A 14,845-nucleotide genomic window follows, 5' to 3' on the forward strand; every position below is an offset into this window, starting at 1 on the left:
TTTTTCAATCTTTATTTATAAAATCCGACTTTTATTTTTTAAAACGCATCTTTCAAAAACACAAATTACATTTTTTGCCACCACCCATCCCAGAACCGCCCCACCAAAAACATCAGAAGGATAATGCAGCCCCAAATAAATTCGACTAAATCCCATCAAAACAGCAAAAAGAAAGGCCACCCAGCCCCATTTTTTATTCATGGAATAAATTGCAGCTGCCGCCGCAAAAGAAGCCGAAGTGTGCCCTGATGGAAACGAAAAATCAGAAAGGGGTGACACCAAAATATCAAGCCCCAGCAAATCATACGGCCGCACTCTTGCCACCATTGGTTTAAGCAATACATTGCAGACTAGTGCATTTGCGCCCAAACAAAGGACCAATAAAATCCCCCATGTTCTCCATGGATTTTTTCTATTGCCCACGAAAAAAAAGAGGATTGCTAATGCAATCCAAAGAAAGCCATTGTTTCCTAAGGAAGAAATCAAAATCATTGGTTTATCCAGACATGGAGTACTAAAAACATTTCGCAATCCCGTTAAAATCATAATATCTACCGTCTGTATCCATTCCATAGTGGTTTAACCCGCCCCCAATAACGTATGTTCAATCAAAATTTTCGCCCCGATAAGGATTAGCACAATGCCGCCAATAATCTCCGCCTTTGTCTGTAACTTCTCTCCCAAATACTTTCCTGCCCATGCCCCAATGCATGAAATAACAAAGGAAACAATACCAATGATGACTCCGGCTTGTAAAATATCCACCTCCAAAATAGCAAAGCTAATCCCAACAGCCAAAGCATCTATACTTGTGGCCACAGCCTGAATTAAGAGTACTTTATTTGTTAAAGAACAGTAGCCATTGTTTTCTTCCTCCGCCCCCTTCAGGCTTCCCCAAATCATATTTACACCAATAATCAGCAGTAAAATAAATGCAACCCAATGGTCAACGGCCTCAATATAAGCCTTTACACTGCTTCCCAAAAACCAGCCGATAACAGGCATTATAAACTGAAATCCTCCAAAAAATGCAGCTTGCCTGATGGCATCCCGTTTCCCAAAGCTTCGCACAGAAACACCATTGGAGATAGATACGGCAAACGCATCCATCGCCAAGCTCACCGCAATCAACAAAATTGCCGAAATTCCCAAAACCTTTTCCTCCAATCCTTTTTCTAAAGCATAAAGCCCAGTGCGGTTCCTTTCCCACAGCCTTTTACTTTGTTCCATATGACAAAGGCTTGCCACCACTGTTCCTATTCTATAATATATTTTATGAAAAGTACAAGCAGTTTTTAATTTATTTCATTATCCTAGCAGCATTTCAATTTAGGCATATTTAGCCCCCAATGATTGCGTCCAAACAAGTCGCTATAAGAAGTATAAGCATAATTCTAAAAAAAAAGAATTAAAACATCATAAAAAGGGGCCGTTGTTCAAAATCACCAAACAACAAGCCCCTTCGTTTTATAAAAATCCGCAAAACATCCTTCTAAAAATTCGCTTTTCCAGCCACTACCGAGATAAAACAAATTTATATATTTTTGCCCTATGAAAGGCAAGCCCAACAACAAGAAAAATTGCAAAGCCCGCAAAACCCTGTACTAAATTCTCAGGGATGGAAACCGCCGCAACGGCAAAACTGCTCTTGAGAATACCACCGCCAATAAAATAACCAAATACCATCCAAACGATACCGATTACTGCCCCAAGCATATTGCGAGAGGTAAAAAACCTTTCGTCTTTCTCTGAAAAAGAGGCGATTTTGCCAATTAAATAGCCCATAATACCTTTAATAATGAATGTAAAGGGCGCCCAATGGGCATAGCCGCTCAATAAGTCCGCCAGACCTGACCCAACACCACCGGCTACCATACCATACTTCGCTCCAAAAAATACGCTAATAAGCAATATCATACTGTCCCCAAGATGAATATAGCCCTGGGTAGCTGAAACGGGAATCTGAAATATCATGGTACTAACTGTAACCAACGCAACCAATAGTCCTTGAATACACATTTCTTTTGTTGTCATTTTCATATACACCACATCCTCCTATCTATTGATGAAAGGTTACCATATCTACCCTTTTATTACTAGGCATTTCAGGAGAAAACAAAAAATTGTATCGAAACAATTAAGAGTATTGTTTCGATACAATTTTTACGGTTTTTTGAACAAAAAAAGAATGGAAGTTACAGGGCTCGAACCTGTGACCCTCTGCTTGTAAGGCAGATGCTCTCCCAGCTGAGCTAAACTTCCATGCTTAAGCAATATTAAATTAAATACATGACCCGTAAGGGAATCGAACCCTTGTTTCAGCCGTGAGAGGGCCGCGTCTTGACCGCTTGACCAACGGGCCGAAAAAGTAACTAGCGGAGGAGGGATTTGAACCCCCGACACTGCGGGTATGAACCGCATGCTCTAGCCAACTGAGCTACTCCGCCACAAGTCGACCACTCAATTATACCCATTCCCCCATAAGTTGTCAAGCATTTTTTTCTCTCGTTTTTTTTGCATTCGTATTATTTATTTCCCTCTATTTATGTATAAAACCTCGTTGGGTTTCACCAATCCTAACTGTTCTCTTGCAATTTGTTCTATGTAACCGTCACTGTTATAATACTCCTTACGATTTTCAAATTCCAGTTTTTTTTCTTCCTGTGCCTGAATTTGCGATGAGAGTATCATTTGCTGTTGCTTTATCTGCTCAAAATTTCTTGCCTGGCACACAATGCTGAAGCTTACAGCACAAATAAAAACAGTCAAAAAGATACGGATAAATATTTTATCCAGCTTTCGTACGTTTTTGAGCTTTCTTTGATTTGGCCCTTCGTTTCGTTTTGGCCTTATTTTCATTCAGCTTGTCACCACTTTTCCGTTTCTTTCTGACGGCAATGCGCCAATCCCTTCGTACTCTATTTAATTTTATTTTTGCATAAAAATTACAAGAATGCAATACTTTTTTGTGAATCTTATCGCAAAATAAGCCCGCTTTTACCAAAGGTATGCGAATCACAATATAAACCAACCGAAAAGGGGTCATTATAATAGTAAACAACAAAAAAAGTACTTTTTTTACAACAAAAATCACCCGATCACTAACGGCAATCACCAAATGGCTTAAGGTCAAAAAGTATAGTCCCATACCGCCAAAAATACCGTATATGGCAAAAAAGCGTATCTCCCCTTTATTTGCCCCAAGCATTACCGCAAACGCAAAAAAGACTGCGCAAAGCCAAAAAAGCCCGTCCTCTAACTGCACCCACAGGGGCTTATGGGGAATAATATGTCGAAAAATCCTTAGGCAGTCATACACCAAGCCTAAGGCCCCCCCCAATAACACCGTTAGTAAAAATAATTGCGCCTGCCCTTGTAAAGATAAAATCACTACAATCTCCCCTTTTTATCGAAACAACTTCCCTAAAAAAGAATGTTTTTCCGATAAGGCTCCATCCGAGTAGGTAATGCTGTCAAATAATCCCTCAATCATAATTTCTCCTGCATCAAGGTCAAGCTTTCCCATATGCAATGCCGTTCCCTTTATCATCATCAAACCGCACTCGGTTTCAAGCATAACACCCTCCTCATCAAAGGATACTACCTCCAAAACCCCGCCCATGCGAATGCGCTCCCGCTCTTCCATGGATACAGTATGCCTGCTTCGTTTTTTCTCGTCTGCCATAAGATCCGCCTCCCGCATTTTATTGTCTGCTAACAATATATGTCCTCGTGAAGGCTTTTAGACTGCAATAAAAAACACCTTTCGCTTAAAACCAAAAGGTGTTTTATTGACAAGCATCATTTTTCTTTCAAAAAAAGTATTGAAAAACAAAATTGTTTTTATGAAAATAACTCTTTTTCCCAATATTTGTATCAAAATTTCATCCAAAAAATTTACCAGCACTCTCAAACGGAGCGATACATCGTGGCCGCATCCTCTTTGCGAGGAGATTCCTTTATGCTCAGCACCTCAAGCTTTGTGGTATTGCTGCCAAAGTGAATCTCAATGATATCTCCCACCTTTACTTCGGCTCCCGCTTTTACCACCTTGCCGTTTAACATAACTCTGCCGGCATCACAAGCCTCGTTGGCAATTGTTCTGCGTTTAATAATTCTGGATACCTTAAGGAATTTATCAATGCGCAATGAACTTCCTCCTTTTTTCTGAACTCCTTTTTATTACTATAAATCATATGAAGGATATCCCCATCATCCATATTTTTCTGTTTTCAAAAAACCTTGAAGCCCATTGTTGAAACGTTTTTCTAAAAACCCAACATTTGATGCTTCTAAGGAATCCAAATTTTTCTGTCCCCTTATGGGTTCCCACGAAGCTTATACTTGAAGTAAAATCATTTTAAATTCTCCCACAAGCTTAGCAGCATAAGGCTTTCAAAGTCCATGAAATAACGAAAGCGCCTTTCTTGCGAAAGGCGCGTTATCGGCAAAAGGAACTTAGTTGTTAATTGCATCCTTCAATGCTTTGCCTGCTTTAAATCTAGGCGCTTTGGATGCCGGAATAGGCATTGCCATACCTGTCTGAGGGTTTCTGCCTTCGCGCGCTGCTCTTTCTGCTACATCAAATGTACCAAAGCCAACCAGCTGAACCTTGCCGTTGTTTGCAAGTTCTTCTGTTACTACATCTTCAAAAGCCTTCAGAGCCTTTTCAGCATCTTTTTTACTCATTTCTGCCTTCTCCGCGATAGCAGCTACCAAATCAGATTTGTTCATTATAAATTCCTCCTCAATTATAGTTCTTTAATTATTCGGATTTTGACCAGATAAAGACTTAGCTTTCGCTTCATCCCATAGTAAATCCATTTCTTCCAGAGTCATTTCCGAAAGCTTCCTTCCCTCTGAAAGGGCTGAATTCTCAACATACTCAAATCTATTTATAAACTTTTTAGTGGCTTTTGTCAAGGCAATCTCTGGATTTATTTTAAAAAAGCGGGAAATATTCACCACTGCAAACAAAAAATCCCCAAATTCTTCTTCTTCCGTCCCCAAACTCCCCTCAATTGCCTCTGTCAGCTCGTTTATTTCCTCCCTTACCTTCTCCATTGCCCTTCTTGCATCGGGAAAATCAAACCCAACCTCCGCCGCCTTTTTTTGCACCTTTCTTGCACGAAGTAATGCAGGCAGTGCCATGGGGATTTCCTTGATTGCCTGGCTTTGGGTTGTAATGTGCTTCTCCTTTTTCTTTAGCTGCTCCCAGTTTACCAAAACCTCGTCCGCTGTGTCTGCCTTTGTATCCCCAAAAACATGGGGATGACGATAAACCATTTTTTTGCATATCCCCGCAATCACATCTTCTATTGCAAAACTTCCCTCATCCTCTTCCAACGCCGCATGGAAAACTACCTGCAGCAAAACATCGCCTAGCTCTTCCTTCAGGTTTTCCGTATCCTTTCGATCGATGGCGTCTACCGCTTCATATGCCTCCTCAAGCATTGCTTCCCTTAAGGATGCATGGGTTTGTACTCTGTCCCAAGGACAACCGCCTTCCCCCCGCAATCTTTTTATAATTTCCACCAAATCCTCCAATGTATACCTTTTATCCAAAATGAACGCCTCCAATTCGCAATTTATTTCCTTAAATTCCCATTTATTCTCATGGAACAGTAAACTTTTTGTCTATTATGGCTCCAAAAAACAATGATTTATGCTTTTGTCCCTATGGTTTTTGTGATATGATGATTTTATCAAAAAATGCCGCCAAAGAAAAGCGGTAAATAAAAATCAACAGAGAGAGGAAGTTTGTCTTATGTTTCAAATTGTAAATAAAAGAGAGCTTAACAGCGCAGTCACTCTTTTAGAAATCGAAGCTCCTTTTGTTGCAAAAAAAGCGCAAGCCGGACAGTTCATTATTTTTCGTGTAGATGAATTCAGCGAAAGAGTCCCCCTGACCATCGCGGATTACAACAGAGAAAAGGGTACCGTCACAATCATTTTCCAAAAAGTTGGTTTTTCCACAAACCTGCTTGCATCAAAAGAAATCGGGGATACCATCTCGGATTTTGTTGGTCCTTTGGGAACTGCAACAGAATATGAGGGCATGAAAAAGGTTGCCGTTGTGGGCGGCGGCGTTGGCTGTGCCATTGCTTACCCTCAGGCAAAGGCACTTCACGAATTAGGCGTTGAGGTCGACGTTATTGTGGGCTTCCGCAACAAGGATATTGTTATTCTAGAAGATGAAATGAAGGCTGTTTCCACAAATTATTACCTCATGACAGATGATGGTTCAAAGGCGGAAAAAGGCTTTGTTACCGATAAATTAAAGGCTTTAATTGAAGGCGGAAATGAATATGATACCGTAATTGCCATTGGCCCCATTCCCATGATGAAATTTGTCAGCCTGACGACAAAGCCCTATGGCATCAAAACAATTGTAAGCCTGAACCCCATTATGATTGACGGCACAGGAATGTGCGGCGGCTGTCGTGTTACCGTTGGCGGCGAAATCAAATTTGCCTGTGTAGATGGGCCTGACTTCGACGGCCATTTGGTAGATTTTGACGAGCTAATAAACCGCAACTCCATTTATAAGGAAAGAGAAGGGGAAATTTCCAAAGACCATGTCTGTCGTATGGACAAACTGGCGAAGGATTTAATTCAATAAGGAGGGTTATGAGTCATGGCTAACATGAGTTTGGAAAAAATCAAAATGCCTGAACAGGCACCTAATATAAGAAACAAAAACTTTGAAGAAGTGGCACTGGGCTATACCGCCGAAATGGCAATGGAAGAAGCAACTCGCTGCCTCAATTGCAAACATAAGCCCTGTATTGAGGGATGTCCCGTTAACGTACGTATCCCTGAGTTTATCGCCGAGGTTGCAAAGGGCGACTTTATGGCGGCCTATAAAATAATCACCTCCACTAACGCTTTGCCTGCAGTATGCGGGCGTGTTTGCCCCCAAGAAAGCCAGTGCGAAGCAAAATGCGTGCGCGGTATCAAGGGCGAAGCCGTTGCCATCGGTCGGTTGGAGCGTTTTGTTGCCGATTGGTATATGGCAAATTGCAACGAAACCCCAGAAAAGCCTGAAACAAATGGCAAAAAAGTAGCTGTCGTTGGCTCCGGCCCCTCCAGCCTCGCCTGTGCAGGGGATTTGGCGAAAGCCGGTTACGAAGTAACTGTGTTTGAAGCCTTTCATAAGGCCGGCGGTGTTTTGGTATACGGCATTCCCGAATTCCGTCTGCCAAAGGGTATTGTGCAAAAGGAAATTGATACCCTTGCGGCTTTAGGCGTAAAATTCATGACAAATATGGTTATCGGCAAGGTGCTCTCCATTGACGAAATTATCGAAGACATGGGCTTTGAAGCAGTATTCATCGGTACCGGCGCAGGCCTGCCTACCTTTATGAGTATTCCCGGTGAAGCCTTGGTTGGCGTTTATTCCGCAAATGAATACTTAACCAGAATCAATCTGATGAAGGCATATCTGTCGGAGTATGATACACCCATTCGTAACAGTAAGGCTGTTGCCGTAGTTGGCGGCGGCAACGTTGCCATGGATGCTGCTAGATGCGCAAAACGTCTTGGTGCGGAAAACGTTTATATTGTATACCGTCGTTCCGAGGCAGAAATGCCCGCCCGTTTGGAAGAAGTACATCATGCCAAGGAGGAAGGCATTGAGTTTCACCTTCTGCGCAATCCCGTACAGATCCTCAATAACGGAAGCGGACAGGTTTGTGGCATTGAATGCTTGAAAATGGAATTGGGCGAGCCTGATGCCAGCGGCAGAAGAAGCCCCGTGCCTATCGAAGGCTCCAATTATGTCATTGATGTAGATACCGTGGTTATGTCTATCGGTACTTCCCCCAACCCCCTCATCAGAAGCACCACAAAAGGGTTGGAATCTAACCGCAGAGGTTGTCTTGTTGTAAACGAAGAAACCAACCAGACCACAAGAGAAGGCGTATATGCCGGCGGTGACGCTGTAACCGGTGCTGCAACGGTAATTCTTGCCATGGGCGCAGGGAAAAAAGCTGCTGCTGCCATTGATGAATATTTGAAAAACAAATAAGTATACTTAGTTATAAGAAAACGCCAAGGGTGCCGTGAAATTCACAGCACCCTTTTTTGCAGGATAAGGGCAAAAAGACAAGGTCTCGGGACTTTGTCCCGAACCTACAAGCCTTTGAAAAGGCTTGAGCGAAACTTTTATATGCAAAAATTACATTTTTGAATGCTCAGCTATTTTTTTTCGAAACCGCATTTTATGCGGTTTCAATCAAAAGTTTTTGATCTTGCTTTTTTCAAAAAGCAAGCATGTTTGGGTTGGAACAGCGAAGAAAACGCTGCCATCACACAGTGATGGTTTTGCAGAGCAAAATTCCTGACCCAGCGCCCAAGGTCCTAATCGGCAAGAGGGCGAAGCCCAAGGCCTTAAGTTTCTTTTTTTTCTTGGCGAACGCTTTTTGTTCTGCTATAATCTATAAAGATATATATTGAACCCTTAAAACCAAATAATAAAGGAGGCTATCCTATGAAAATTAAAACCCTTCCTATGGGTTCCATTGGGACAAACTGCTATGTGGTTTCCGATGACGCAGGCAATGCCGTAATCATCGACTGCGATGGAGATCCCAGACCATTGTATTTTTATATTTCGGAAAATAATTTAACCCCCACCCATATCCTGCTTACCCATGGCCATTATGACCATATCGGTGCTGTGGCGGCGGTAAAGGAACAGTACGGCTGCAAGGTAATTGCAGGAAAGGATGAAATCCGTGTTTTGACGGATCCCGCTGTCAACTGCTCCGTTTTTTGCGGCGGCGAAATCACCGTATTTCCCGATGAACTTGTGTCAGACGGCGATAGCATAACCGTAGGGGATATGAAATTCGAAGTACTTTTTACGCCTGGACATACCGAGGGAAGCCTTTGCTATATTATTGAAGATATTATTTTTTCAGGGGACACTTTGTTTCAAGGCTCCTGCGGCAGAACGGATTTAGCCACAGGGGATTGGTCTACTATTTTGCGCTCTTTGAAGCTTTTGCGTGACCTTCCCGGCGATTACACCGTATACCCCGGCCACGGCCCCTCTACCACCTTGGGAATCGAAAGAAGTTCTAATCCCTATATGTAAATAAAATAACCCTGCATCCTTTTCGGGAAACAGGGTTTTTGCTATTAAAAAGGAGGCTTTCCCAATGAAATATATCCTTTCTCTGGATCAAGGCACCACCAGCTCTCGTTCCATTTTGTTCAATCAGCAGGGACAGGCAGTTTGTACTGCCCAAAAGGAATTTACCCAATTTTATCCCCACCAAGGATGGGTAGAGCACGACCCCATGGAAATCTGGCAGACACAGCTGGAAACCGCCAGAGAGGTTTTGGAGAAAAAAGGTGTTTCCGCCGAGGAAATTGGCGCAATTGGCATTACAAACCAAAGAGAAACCACGATTTTATGGGATAAGCGAAACGGCCGCCCCCTTTGTAATGGTATCGTTTGGCAATGCCGCCGCACCGCTCCTTTTTGTGATGCGCTAAAGGAACAGGGTTATACGGATTTTTTTCGTGAAAAAACAGGCTTACCCATTGATGCATATTTTTCGGCAACTAAAATTAAGTGGATTTTAGAAAATGTCCCCCACGCCAAGGAATTGGCGGCAAAGGGAAATCTGCTTTTTGGCACCATTGATACCTGGCTCATTTGGAACTTAACGGGGGGACAGGTGCATGCCACCGATTATTCCAATGCCTCAAGAACCATGCTTTTTCATATTCACAGCCTTTGCTGGGATAAAGAAATATTGGATTTATTGGAAATTCCCGAAGGTATTTTGCCTAATGTGGTTCCCTCTTCGGGCATTTTGGGGTACACCCTTCCTTCCCTTTTTGGCCATTCCATCCCCATTGCAGGCGTTGCAGGGGATCAACAGGCAGCCTTGTTTGGTCAAGCCTGCTACTCCCCAGGTGCGGCAAAAAACACCTACGGTACAGGCTGTTTTCTGCTGATGAATACAGGGGATACCCCCGTCCAATCGAAAAACGGCTTGCTCACCACCATCGCTTGGGGCTTTGACAATAAAATCACCTATGCCTTAGAAGGCTCCGTATTTGTTGCAGGGGCAGCAGTTCAATGGCTGCGGGACGAATTGAAAATGATTTCCTCGGCAGCAGAAACAGAGGGCCTTTGCCATTCCGTTGAGGATACCTGCGGCGTTTATTTGGTACCTGCCTTTACAGGCTTGGGTGCACCCTATTGGAATCCCTATGCCAGAGGAATATTGACGGGCTTAACCAGAGGGGCAAACCGCGCTCATATTGTGCGCGCCACCGTTGAGTCCATGGCATATCAAACCTACGATGTGCTTCACGCCATGGAGCAGGATGCAGACATTCCCTTAGCAGAGCTTCGGGTAGACGGCGGTGCCGCCGCCAATGCCTTTTTACTCCAATTTCAATCGGATATTACAGGCGTTCCTGTTTTGCGACCCTCTACACTGGAAACCACGGCTTTAGGTGCCGCATATTTGGCAGGGCTTGCCGTTGGCTATTGGGAAAACCTTACGGAAATCAGAAGAAATTGGCAAATTTCCTGTGTATTCTCCCCCAAACTATCAAAGGAAGGTGCGGAGGAAAAAAATAACGGATGGAAAAAGGCTGTAAACCAGGCCCTTTTTTACCATAATTAAAACAACATATTGTGTATTTTTTATTTTTTCTTGCATTATGACACAATATATGCTAAATTTATAGTCAGTGATATTTATGGGATAACATCCCTTTCTATACCATTTATTGACTATAATAAGGAGGAAACAACTATGTATGTAATCAAAAAAGATAATACCCACGAGCCTTGGAATGTCCAAAAAGTTGTGGTTGCTGTCAATAAATCCGCCTATCGCGCTCTGGTGAAGTTTACCAAAAGCGAGCTGGACTTTTTATGCAGTTATGTTGAAGAAAAAGCCCTTTCCTTAGGCAAGGAAGGCATCCCCATCGGGGAAATGCACAATATTGTTGAGTCTGCCTTGGAGCAGGTAAAGCCCGAGGTTGCGAAAAGCTATCGTGACTACCGCAATTATAAGCAGGACTTTGTAAAAATGCTGGACGAGGTCTATAAAAAAAGCCAATCCATTATGTATATCGGAGATAAAGAAAACAGCAATACAGACAGCGCCTTGGTTTCCACAAAGCGCAGCTTAGTGTTCAATCAGCTAAATAAAGAGCTGTACCAGAAATTTTTTATGACCACCGAGGAATTGCAGGCCTGCCGTGACGGCTATATTTATGTCCACGATATGTCAGCCCGCAGGGACACCATGAATTGCTGCCTTTTCGATGTACAAAAGGTACTGGAGAACGGCTTTGAAATGGGAAACCTTTGGTATAACGAGCCAAAAACCCTCAATGTTGCCTTTGACGTTATCGGTGACATTGTTCTTTCTGCAGCAAGTCAGCAGTACGGCGGTTTTACTGTACCCTCCGTGGATCTGCTTTTGGAGCCTTACGCAGAAAAAAGTTATGAAAAATTCTATCGCCGTTATATCGACATGGGGCTGACTCCAAAAATTGCCGACAAGGAAGCCATGGCGGATATTCTAAACGATTTCGAGCAAGGCTTTCAAGGCTGGGAATATAAATTCAATACCGTTGCCTCCAGCCGTGGGGATTATCCCTTCATTACCATGACCTTCGGCACAGGCACAGGAAAATTTGCAAAGCTTGGGTCAATTACCATGCTGAATGTGCGCAGAAAGGGCCAGGGCAAGAAAAATTGCAAAAAGCCTGTTCTCTTCCCTAAACTGGTATTTCTCTATGACGAAAACCTTCATGGAAAAGGCAAGGAATCCGAGGATGTTTTTGAAGCAGGCATTCTTTGCTCCTCAAAAAGCATGTACCCCGATTGGTTGAGCCTAACGGGCGATGGCTATGTGGCGGATATGTATAAAAAATACGGCAGAATCATCAGCCCTATGGGTTGTCGTGCCTTTTTATCCCCTTGGTTTGAAAAAGGCGGCATAGAACCAGCAGATGAAGCAGACAAGCCTGTTTTTGTGGGACGCTTCAATATCGGCGCAGTAAGCCTGCATCTCCCCATGATTTATGCCAAGGCAAAACAAGAAAGTAAGCCCTTTTTCGACGTTTTAGACTACTATATGGAATTAATCCGCAATCTTCATATCCGCACCTATGCGTATTTAGGGGAATTGCGTGCCTCCACCAACCCCTTGGCATACTGCGAGGGCGGTTTTTACGGCGGAAATTTGCAGCTGCATGATAAAATCAAGCCCCTTTTGAAGGCTGCCACCGCCTCCTTTGGCATTACCGCCTTGAATGAGCTTCAATCCCTCCATAACGGCAAATCCTTAGTGGAGGATGGTCAATTTGCAATTGAAACGCTGGTGCATATTAACGAAAAGATCGCCCAATTTAAAAAAGAGGACGGCAACCTTTATGCCATTTACGGCACCCCTGCGGAAAGCCTTTGCGGCTTGCAGGTAACCCAGTTTCGCAAAAAATACGGTGTCATTGAGCACGTTTCAGACAGGCCTTATGTAAGCAATAGCTTCCATTGCCATGTCACAGAGGAACTTACGCCCATTGAAAAGCAAAACCTGGAAAATCGTTTTTGGGATTTATTTAACGGGGGGAAAATTCAGTATGTAAAATATCCCATTGATTATAATTTAGATGCCATTCGTTCCCTCATTCGTCGAGCAATGAAAATGGGCTTTTATGAAGGGGTCAACCTTTCTTTGTCCTATTGCGACGATTGCGGCCATCAGGAGCTGGAGATGGATGTCTGCCCGAACTGTGGGAGTCATAACCTTACAAAAATTGACCGCATGAACGGCTATCTTTCTTATTCCAGAGTAAAGGGCGATACCCGTTTGAACGAGGCAAAAATGGCAGAAATTGCAGAAAGGAAGAGTATGTAACCTATGCGTTATCATAATATTACAAAGGATGATATGCTAAATGGCGAGGGACTTCGTGTTGTCCTTTGGGTTTCCGGCTGCGACCATGGCTGCAAGGGCTGTCATAACCCCATTACATGGGACCCAAACGGCGGTGTCCCTTTTGATGCGACAGCACAAAAGGAACTTTTTGAAGCCTTACGGCAGGATTATATCAGCGGAATTACCTTTAGCGGCGGCGACCCCCTTTTTATGGGAAACCGAGAAGAAGTAACACGCTTAGCAAAGCAATTTAAGAAGCGTTTCCCCGAAAAAAGCACTTGGCTCTATACTGGCTATCGTTGGGAGGAAATCAGCGCCTTACCAGTGATGGAATATATTGATGTATTGGTTGACGGTCGCTTTGTAGAGGATTTAAAGAATCCAAAGCTTCATTGGAAGGGAAGCTCCAACCAAAGAATCATTGACGTACAAAAATCAATCAAGACCAGTTCACTATATCTTTATCAAGCAGAGTAACAGAAAGGAAAACCTATGGAAACCATTAGAATTAAATATCTCAGTGATAAAATCGAAAAACTACGCTATATCGACGGCAAATCCGACTGGATTGACCTCCGAGCCGCTGAAAGAATCGAATTAAAGCAAGGAGAATTTCGCTTAATCCCCTTGGGTATTGCCATGGAGCTGCCCAAAGGCTTTGAGGCTCATATCGTCCCCAGAAGCTCCACCTTTAAAAATTTCGGCATTATCCAAACAAACCACTGTGGTATTGTGGATGAAAGCTATTGCGGAAATACGGACCAATGGTTTTTCCCCGCTTACGCCATGCGAGATACCGTCATTGAAGTAAACGACCGAATTTGTCAATTCCGTATTTTTGAGCATCAGCCAGCTATCTCCTTTGAGGAAACAGAAAATCTTGGCAATGAAAACCGAGGCGGCATCGGTTCTACCGGCAAGCAGTAACTATTGAAAAGAGGCGTAAATACTGTGGGACGAAAATTATTTTGTGAAATATCTCCTTTGACATATGAAATTTCTAGACAAAAGTGTATTTTGGTACGCCATTTTAGAAATTGTATAAGCAAGGAAAAGTTTTCAAAAACAAAGTCCCTCAATCCATTGCCCTATAAAATATTTTACCATAACTCTTTTATGCGTCGAAAACTGGGCAATGTAAATATGGCACTTCAGGAAAATAAAGTTTCCAATCTTTCTCTGGCAGTACCCTTGGTGAATGGTGTATTAATTCGTCCCGGGGAAACCTTTTCTTTCTGGAAACTAATCGGCAATACCTCCAGTGCAAAAGGATATAAAACAGGCCTTGCCATTAAAAATGGCGGCGCATCCAAAGATATTGGCGGCGGCATGTGTCAATTTACAAACTTGATTCATTGGATGGTTCTGCACACACCCTTGACGATTATGGAACGACATCACCATGACCAATTGGATTTATTCCCCGATTTTCATCGCCAAGTCCCCTTTGGCCTAGGCACCTCCATTGTTTATAATTATTTTGACTATCGATTTAAAAATAATACAACCTCTACATACCAAATTTTCATCTATCAAACGGAAGAACACCTCTGCGGAGAAATGAGGTCAAATCGGGAGCAGCCCTATCAATACCACATATATACTGAAGATGAGTTCTTTTCCAAAGAAAAGGATGGTGTGTACCGCAATGGCAATGTTTACCGTGAAACCATTAACGCTAATACGCAGATTTGTAAAGAAAAATCCCTATTGCAAAAAAACCATGCAAAAGTAACTTATGATACCACAAATTTAGAAATCCGTGAGTAAAAACATACTGCAATCAAAAAAGACTTTCCGTTTCTTTCGAAATCGGAAAGTCTCAGACAAAAGCCAAGAGCAAGACCTTGGGGACTTTGCCCCCAAACCTCCACAAGGGTTTCACCCTTGACCCTTATAAAACCGCATATTTATGCGGTTTT

17 protein-coding genes and 3 tRNA genes are annotated in these 14,845 nt (G+C 42.9%); 8 read left to right on the plus strand and 12 right to left on the minus strand.

The window, feature by feature from the left end; all coding sequences use genetic code 11:
• Positions 1-15 precede the first annotated feature (15 nt).
• The 12 genes from CLNEO_RS00085 to mazG form a co-directional block, all read right to left on the minus strand.
• Entirely contained in the window at positions 16-573 is a 558-nt protein-coding gene (locus CLNEO_RS00085) for a phosphatase PAP2 family protein (RefSeq protein WP_066083268.1), read from the minus strand.
• A 6-nt stretch (positions 574-579) separates the two neighbouring features.
• The gene (locus tag CLNEO_RS00090; protein ID WP_330382540.1) at positions 580-1,230 is read right to left on the minus strand and encodes a manganese efflux pump MntP; all 651 of its coding nucleotides are present in this window, start codon (positions 1,228-1,230) and stop codon (positions 580-582) included.
• Positions 1,231-1,515: 285 nt separating this feature from the next.
• Positions 1,516-2,040: an ECF transporter S component gene (locus CLNEO_RS00095; protein ID WP_066083270.1), complete on the minus strand. Its 525-nt coding sequence runs from the start codon at positions 2,038-2,040 to the stop codon at positions 1,516-1,518.
• A 149-nt stretch (positions 2,041-2,189) separates the two neighbouring features.
• Positions 2,190-2,262, minus strand: a tRNA-Val gene (locus tag CLNEO_RS00100).
• A 28-nt stretch (positions 2,263-2,290) separates the two neighbouring features.
• Positions 2,291-2,362: transfer RNA gene (locus CLNEO_RS00105), tRNA-Glu, on the minus strand.
• An 11-nt stretch (positions 2,363-2,373) separates the two neighbouring features.
• Positions 2,374-2,447, minus strand: a tRNA-Met gene (locus CLNEO_RS00110).
• Between the two features lie 82 nt (positions 2,448-2,529).
• Positions 2,530-2,859, minus strand: a complete 330-nt coding sequence (locus tag CLNEO_RS00115; protein ID WP_083531770.1) for an FtsB family cell division protein — start codon at positions 2,857-2,859, stop codon at positions 2,530-2,532.
• On the minus strand, positions 2,789-3,391 hold the full coding sequence (gene yabQ / locus CLNEO_RS16705; RefSeq protein WP_066083275.1) for a spore cortex biosynthesis protein YabQ: 603 nt from the start codon (positions 3,389-3,391) through the stop codon (positions 2,789-2,791). Before yabQ ends, CLNEO_RS00115 begins: the two co-directional genes overlap by 71 nt.
• 15 nt (positions 3,392-3,406) lie before the next feature.
• Positions 3,407-3,685, minus strand: coding sequence for a sporulation protein YabP (gene yabP, locus CLNEO_RS00125; RefSeq protein ID WP_066083277.1), 279 nt, complete (start codon positions 3,683-3,685; stop codon positions 3,407-3,409).
• 224 nt (positions 3,686-3,909) lie between these two features.
• Positions 3,910-4,149 (minus strand): RNA-binding S4 domain-containing protein, encoded by a 240-nt coding sequence (locus tag CLNEO_RS00130; protein ID WP_066083280.1) that lies wholly within the window; start codon positions 4,147-4,149, stop codon positions 3,910-3,912.
• Positions 4,150-4,458: 309 nt separating this feature from the next.
• Positions 4,459-4,734 (minus strand): HU family DNA-binding protein, encoded by a 276-nt coding sequence (locus CLNEO_RS00135; protein ID WP_066083281.1) that lies wholly within the window; start codon positions 4,732-4,734, stop codon positions 4,459-4,461.
• 27 nt (positions 4,735-4,761) lie between these two features.
• Positions 4,762-5,565, minus strand: a complete 804-nt coding sequence (mazG, locus tag CLNEO_RS00140; RefSeq protein WP_330382541.1) for a nucleoside triphosphate pyrophosphohydrolase — start codon at positions 5,563-5,565, stop codon at positions 4,762-4,764.
• 202 nt (positions 5,566-5,767) lie between these two features.
• Here mazG and CLNEO_RS00145 point away from each other — a divergent pair, with 202 nt between their 5' ends.
• From CLNEO_RS00145 to CLNEO_RS00185, 8 genes are all read left to right on the plus strand, one after another.
• Positions 5,768-6,622, plus strand: coding sequence for a sulfide/dihydroorotate dehydrogenase-like FAD/NAD-binding protein (locus tag CLNEO_RS00145; RefSeq protein WP_066083282.1), 855 nt, complete (start codon positions 5,768-5,770; stop codon positions 6,620-6,622).
• A 15-nt stretch (positions 6,623-6,637) separates the two neighbouring features.
• Positions 6,638-8,029 (plus strand): NADPH-dependent glutamate synthase, encoded by a 1,392-nt coding sequence (gene gltA / locus CLNEO_RS00150; RefSeq protein WP_066083285.1) that lies wholly within the window; start codon positions 6,638-6,640, stop codon positions 8,027-8,029.
• A 462-nt stretch (positions 8,030-8,491) separates the two neighbouring features.
• Entirely contained in the window at positions 8,492-9,100 is a 609-nt protein-coding gene (locus tag CLNEO_RS00160; protein WP_066083290.1) for an MBL fold metallo-hydrolase, read from the plus strand.
• A 64-nt stretch (positions 9,101-9,164) separates the two neighbouring features.
• Positions 9,165-10,652, plus strand: coding sequence for a glycerol kinase GlpK (glpK, locus tag CLNEO_RS00165; protein ID WP_066083292.1), 1,488 nt, complete (start codon positions 9,165-9,167; stop codon positions 10,650-10,652).
• Between the two features lie 132 nt (positions 10,653-10,784).
• Positions 10,785-12,902 carry an anaerobic ribonucleoside-triphosphate reductase gene (gene nrdD / locus CLNEO_RS00170; RefSeq protein WP_066083293.1) on the plus strand — a complete coding sequence of 706 codons (2,118 nt, stop codon included), beginning with the start codon at positions 10,785-10,787 and terminating at the stop codon, positions 12,900-12,902.
• A gap of 3 nt (positions 12,903-12,905) precedes the next feature.
• Complete coding sequence (gene nrdG, locus CLNEO_RS00175; RefSeq protein ID WP_066083295.1) at positions 12,906-13,400, plus strand: anaerobic ribonucleoside-triphosphate reductase activating protein; 495 nt, start codon at positions 12,906-12,908, stop codon at positions 13,398-13,400.
• A 15-nt stretch (positions 13,401-13,415) separates the two neighbouring features.
• Positions 13,416-13,850, plus strand: a complete 435-nt coding sequence (locus CLNEO_RS00180; RefSeq protein WP_066083299.1) for a dUTP diphosphatase — start codon at positions 13,416-13,418, stop codon at positions 13,848-13,850.
• A 216-nt stretch (positions 13,851-14,066) separates the two neighbouring features.
• On the plus strand, positions 14,067-14,693 hold the full coding sequence (locus tag CLNEO_RS00185) for a VanW family protein (protein ID WP_242864134.1): 627 nt from the start codon (positions 14,067-14,069) through the stop codon (positions 14,691-14,693).
• The last annotated feature ends 152 nt before the right edge of the window (positions 14,694-14,845 follow it).

This window comes from Anaerotignum neopropionicum, assembly GCF_001571775.1.
Classification (GTDB): domain Bacteria; phylum Bacillota; class Clostridia; order Lachnospirales; family Anaerotignaceae; genus Chakrabartyella; species Chakrabartyella neopropionicum.

Bases quoted from the DNA above. Each gene is read 5' to 3' on its own strand.
- CLNEO_RS00085 (WP_066083268.1), bottom strand. From the start codon at position 573: ATGGAATGGATACAGACGGTAGATATTATGATTTTAACGGGATTGCGA.
- CLNEO_RS00090 (WP_330382540.1), bottom strand. From the start codon at position 1,230: ATGGAACAAAGTAAAAGGCTGTGGGAAAGGAACCGCACTGGGCTTTAT.
- CLNEO_RS00095 (WP_066083270.1), bottom strand. From the start codon at position 2,040: ATGAAAATGACAACAAAAGAAATGTGTATTCAAGGACTATTGGTTGCG.
- CLNEO_RS00115 (WP_083531770.1), bottom strand. From the start codon at position 2,859: ATGAAAATAAGGCCAAAACGAAACGAAGGGCCAAATCAAAGAAAGCTC.
- yabP (WP_066083277.1), bottom strand. From the start codon at position 3,685: ATGGCAGACGAGAAAAAACGAAGCAGGCATACTGTATCCATGGAAGAG.
- CLNEO_RS00135 (WP_066083281.1), bottom strand. From the start codon at position 4,734: ATGAACAAATCTGATTTGGTAGCTGCTATCGCGGAGAAGGCAGAAATG.
- CLNEO_RS00145 (WP_066083282.1), top strand. From the start codon at position 5,768: ATGTTTCAAATTGTAAATAAAAGAGAGCTTAACAGCGCAGTCACTCTT.
- gltA (WP_066083285.1), top strand. From the start codon at position 6,638: ATGGCTAACATGAGTTTGGAAAAAATCAAAATGCCTGAACAGGCACCT.
- CLNEO_RS00160 (WP_066083290.1), top strand. From the start codon at position 8,492: ATGAAAATTAAAACCCTTCCTATGGGTTCCATTGGGACAAACTGCTAT.
- glpK (WP_066083292.1), top strand. From the start codon at position 9,165: ATGAAATATATCCTTTCTCTGGATCAAGGCACCACCAGCTCTCGTTCC.
- nrdD (WP_066083293.1), top strand. From the start codon at position 10,785: ATGTATGTAATCAAAAAAGATAATACCCACGAGCCTTGGAATGTCCAA.
- nrdG (WP_066083295.1), top strand. From the start codon at position 12,906: ATGCGTTATCATAATATTACAAAGGATGATATGCTAAATGGCGAGGGA.
- CLNEO_RS00180 (WP_066083299.1), top strand. From the start codon at position 13,416: ATGGAAACCATTAGAATTAAATATCTCAGTGATAAAATCGAAAAACTA.
- CLNEO_RS00185 (WP_242864134.1), top strand. From the start codon at position 14,067: ATGGCACTTCAGGAAAATAAAGTTTCCAATCTTTCTCTGGCAGTACCC.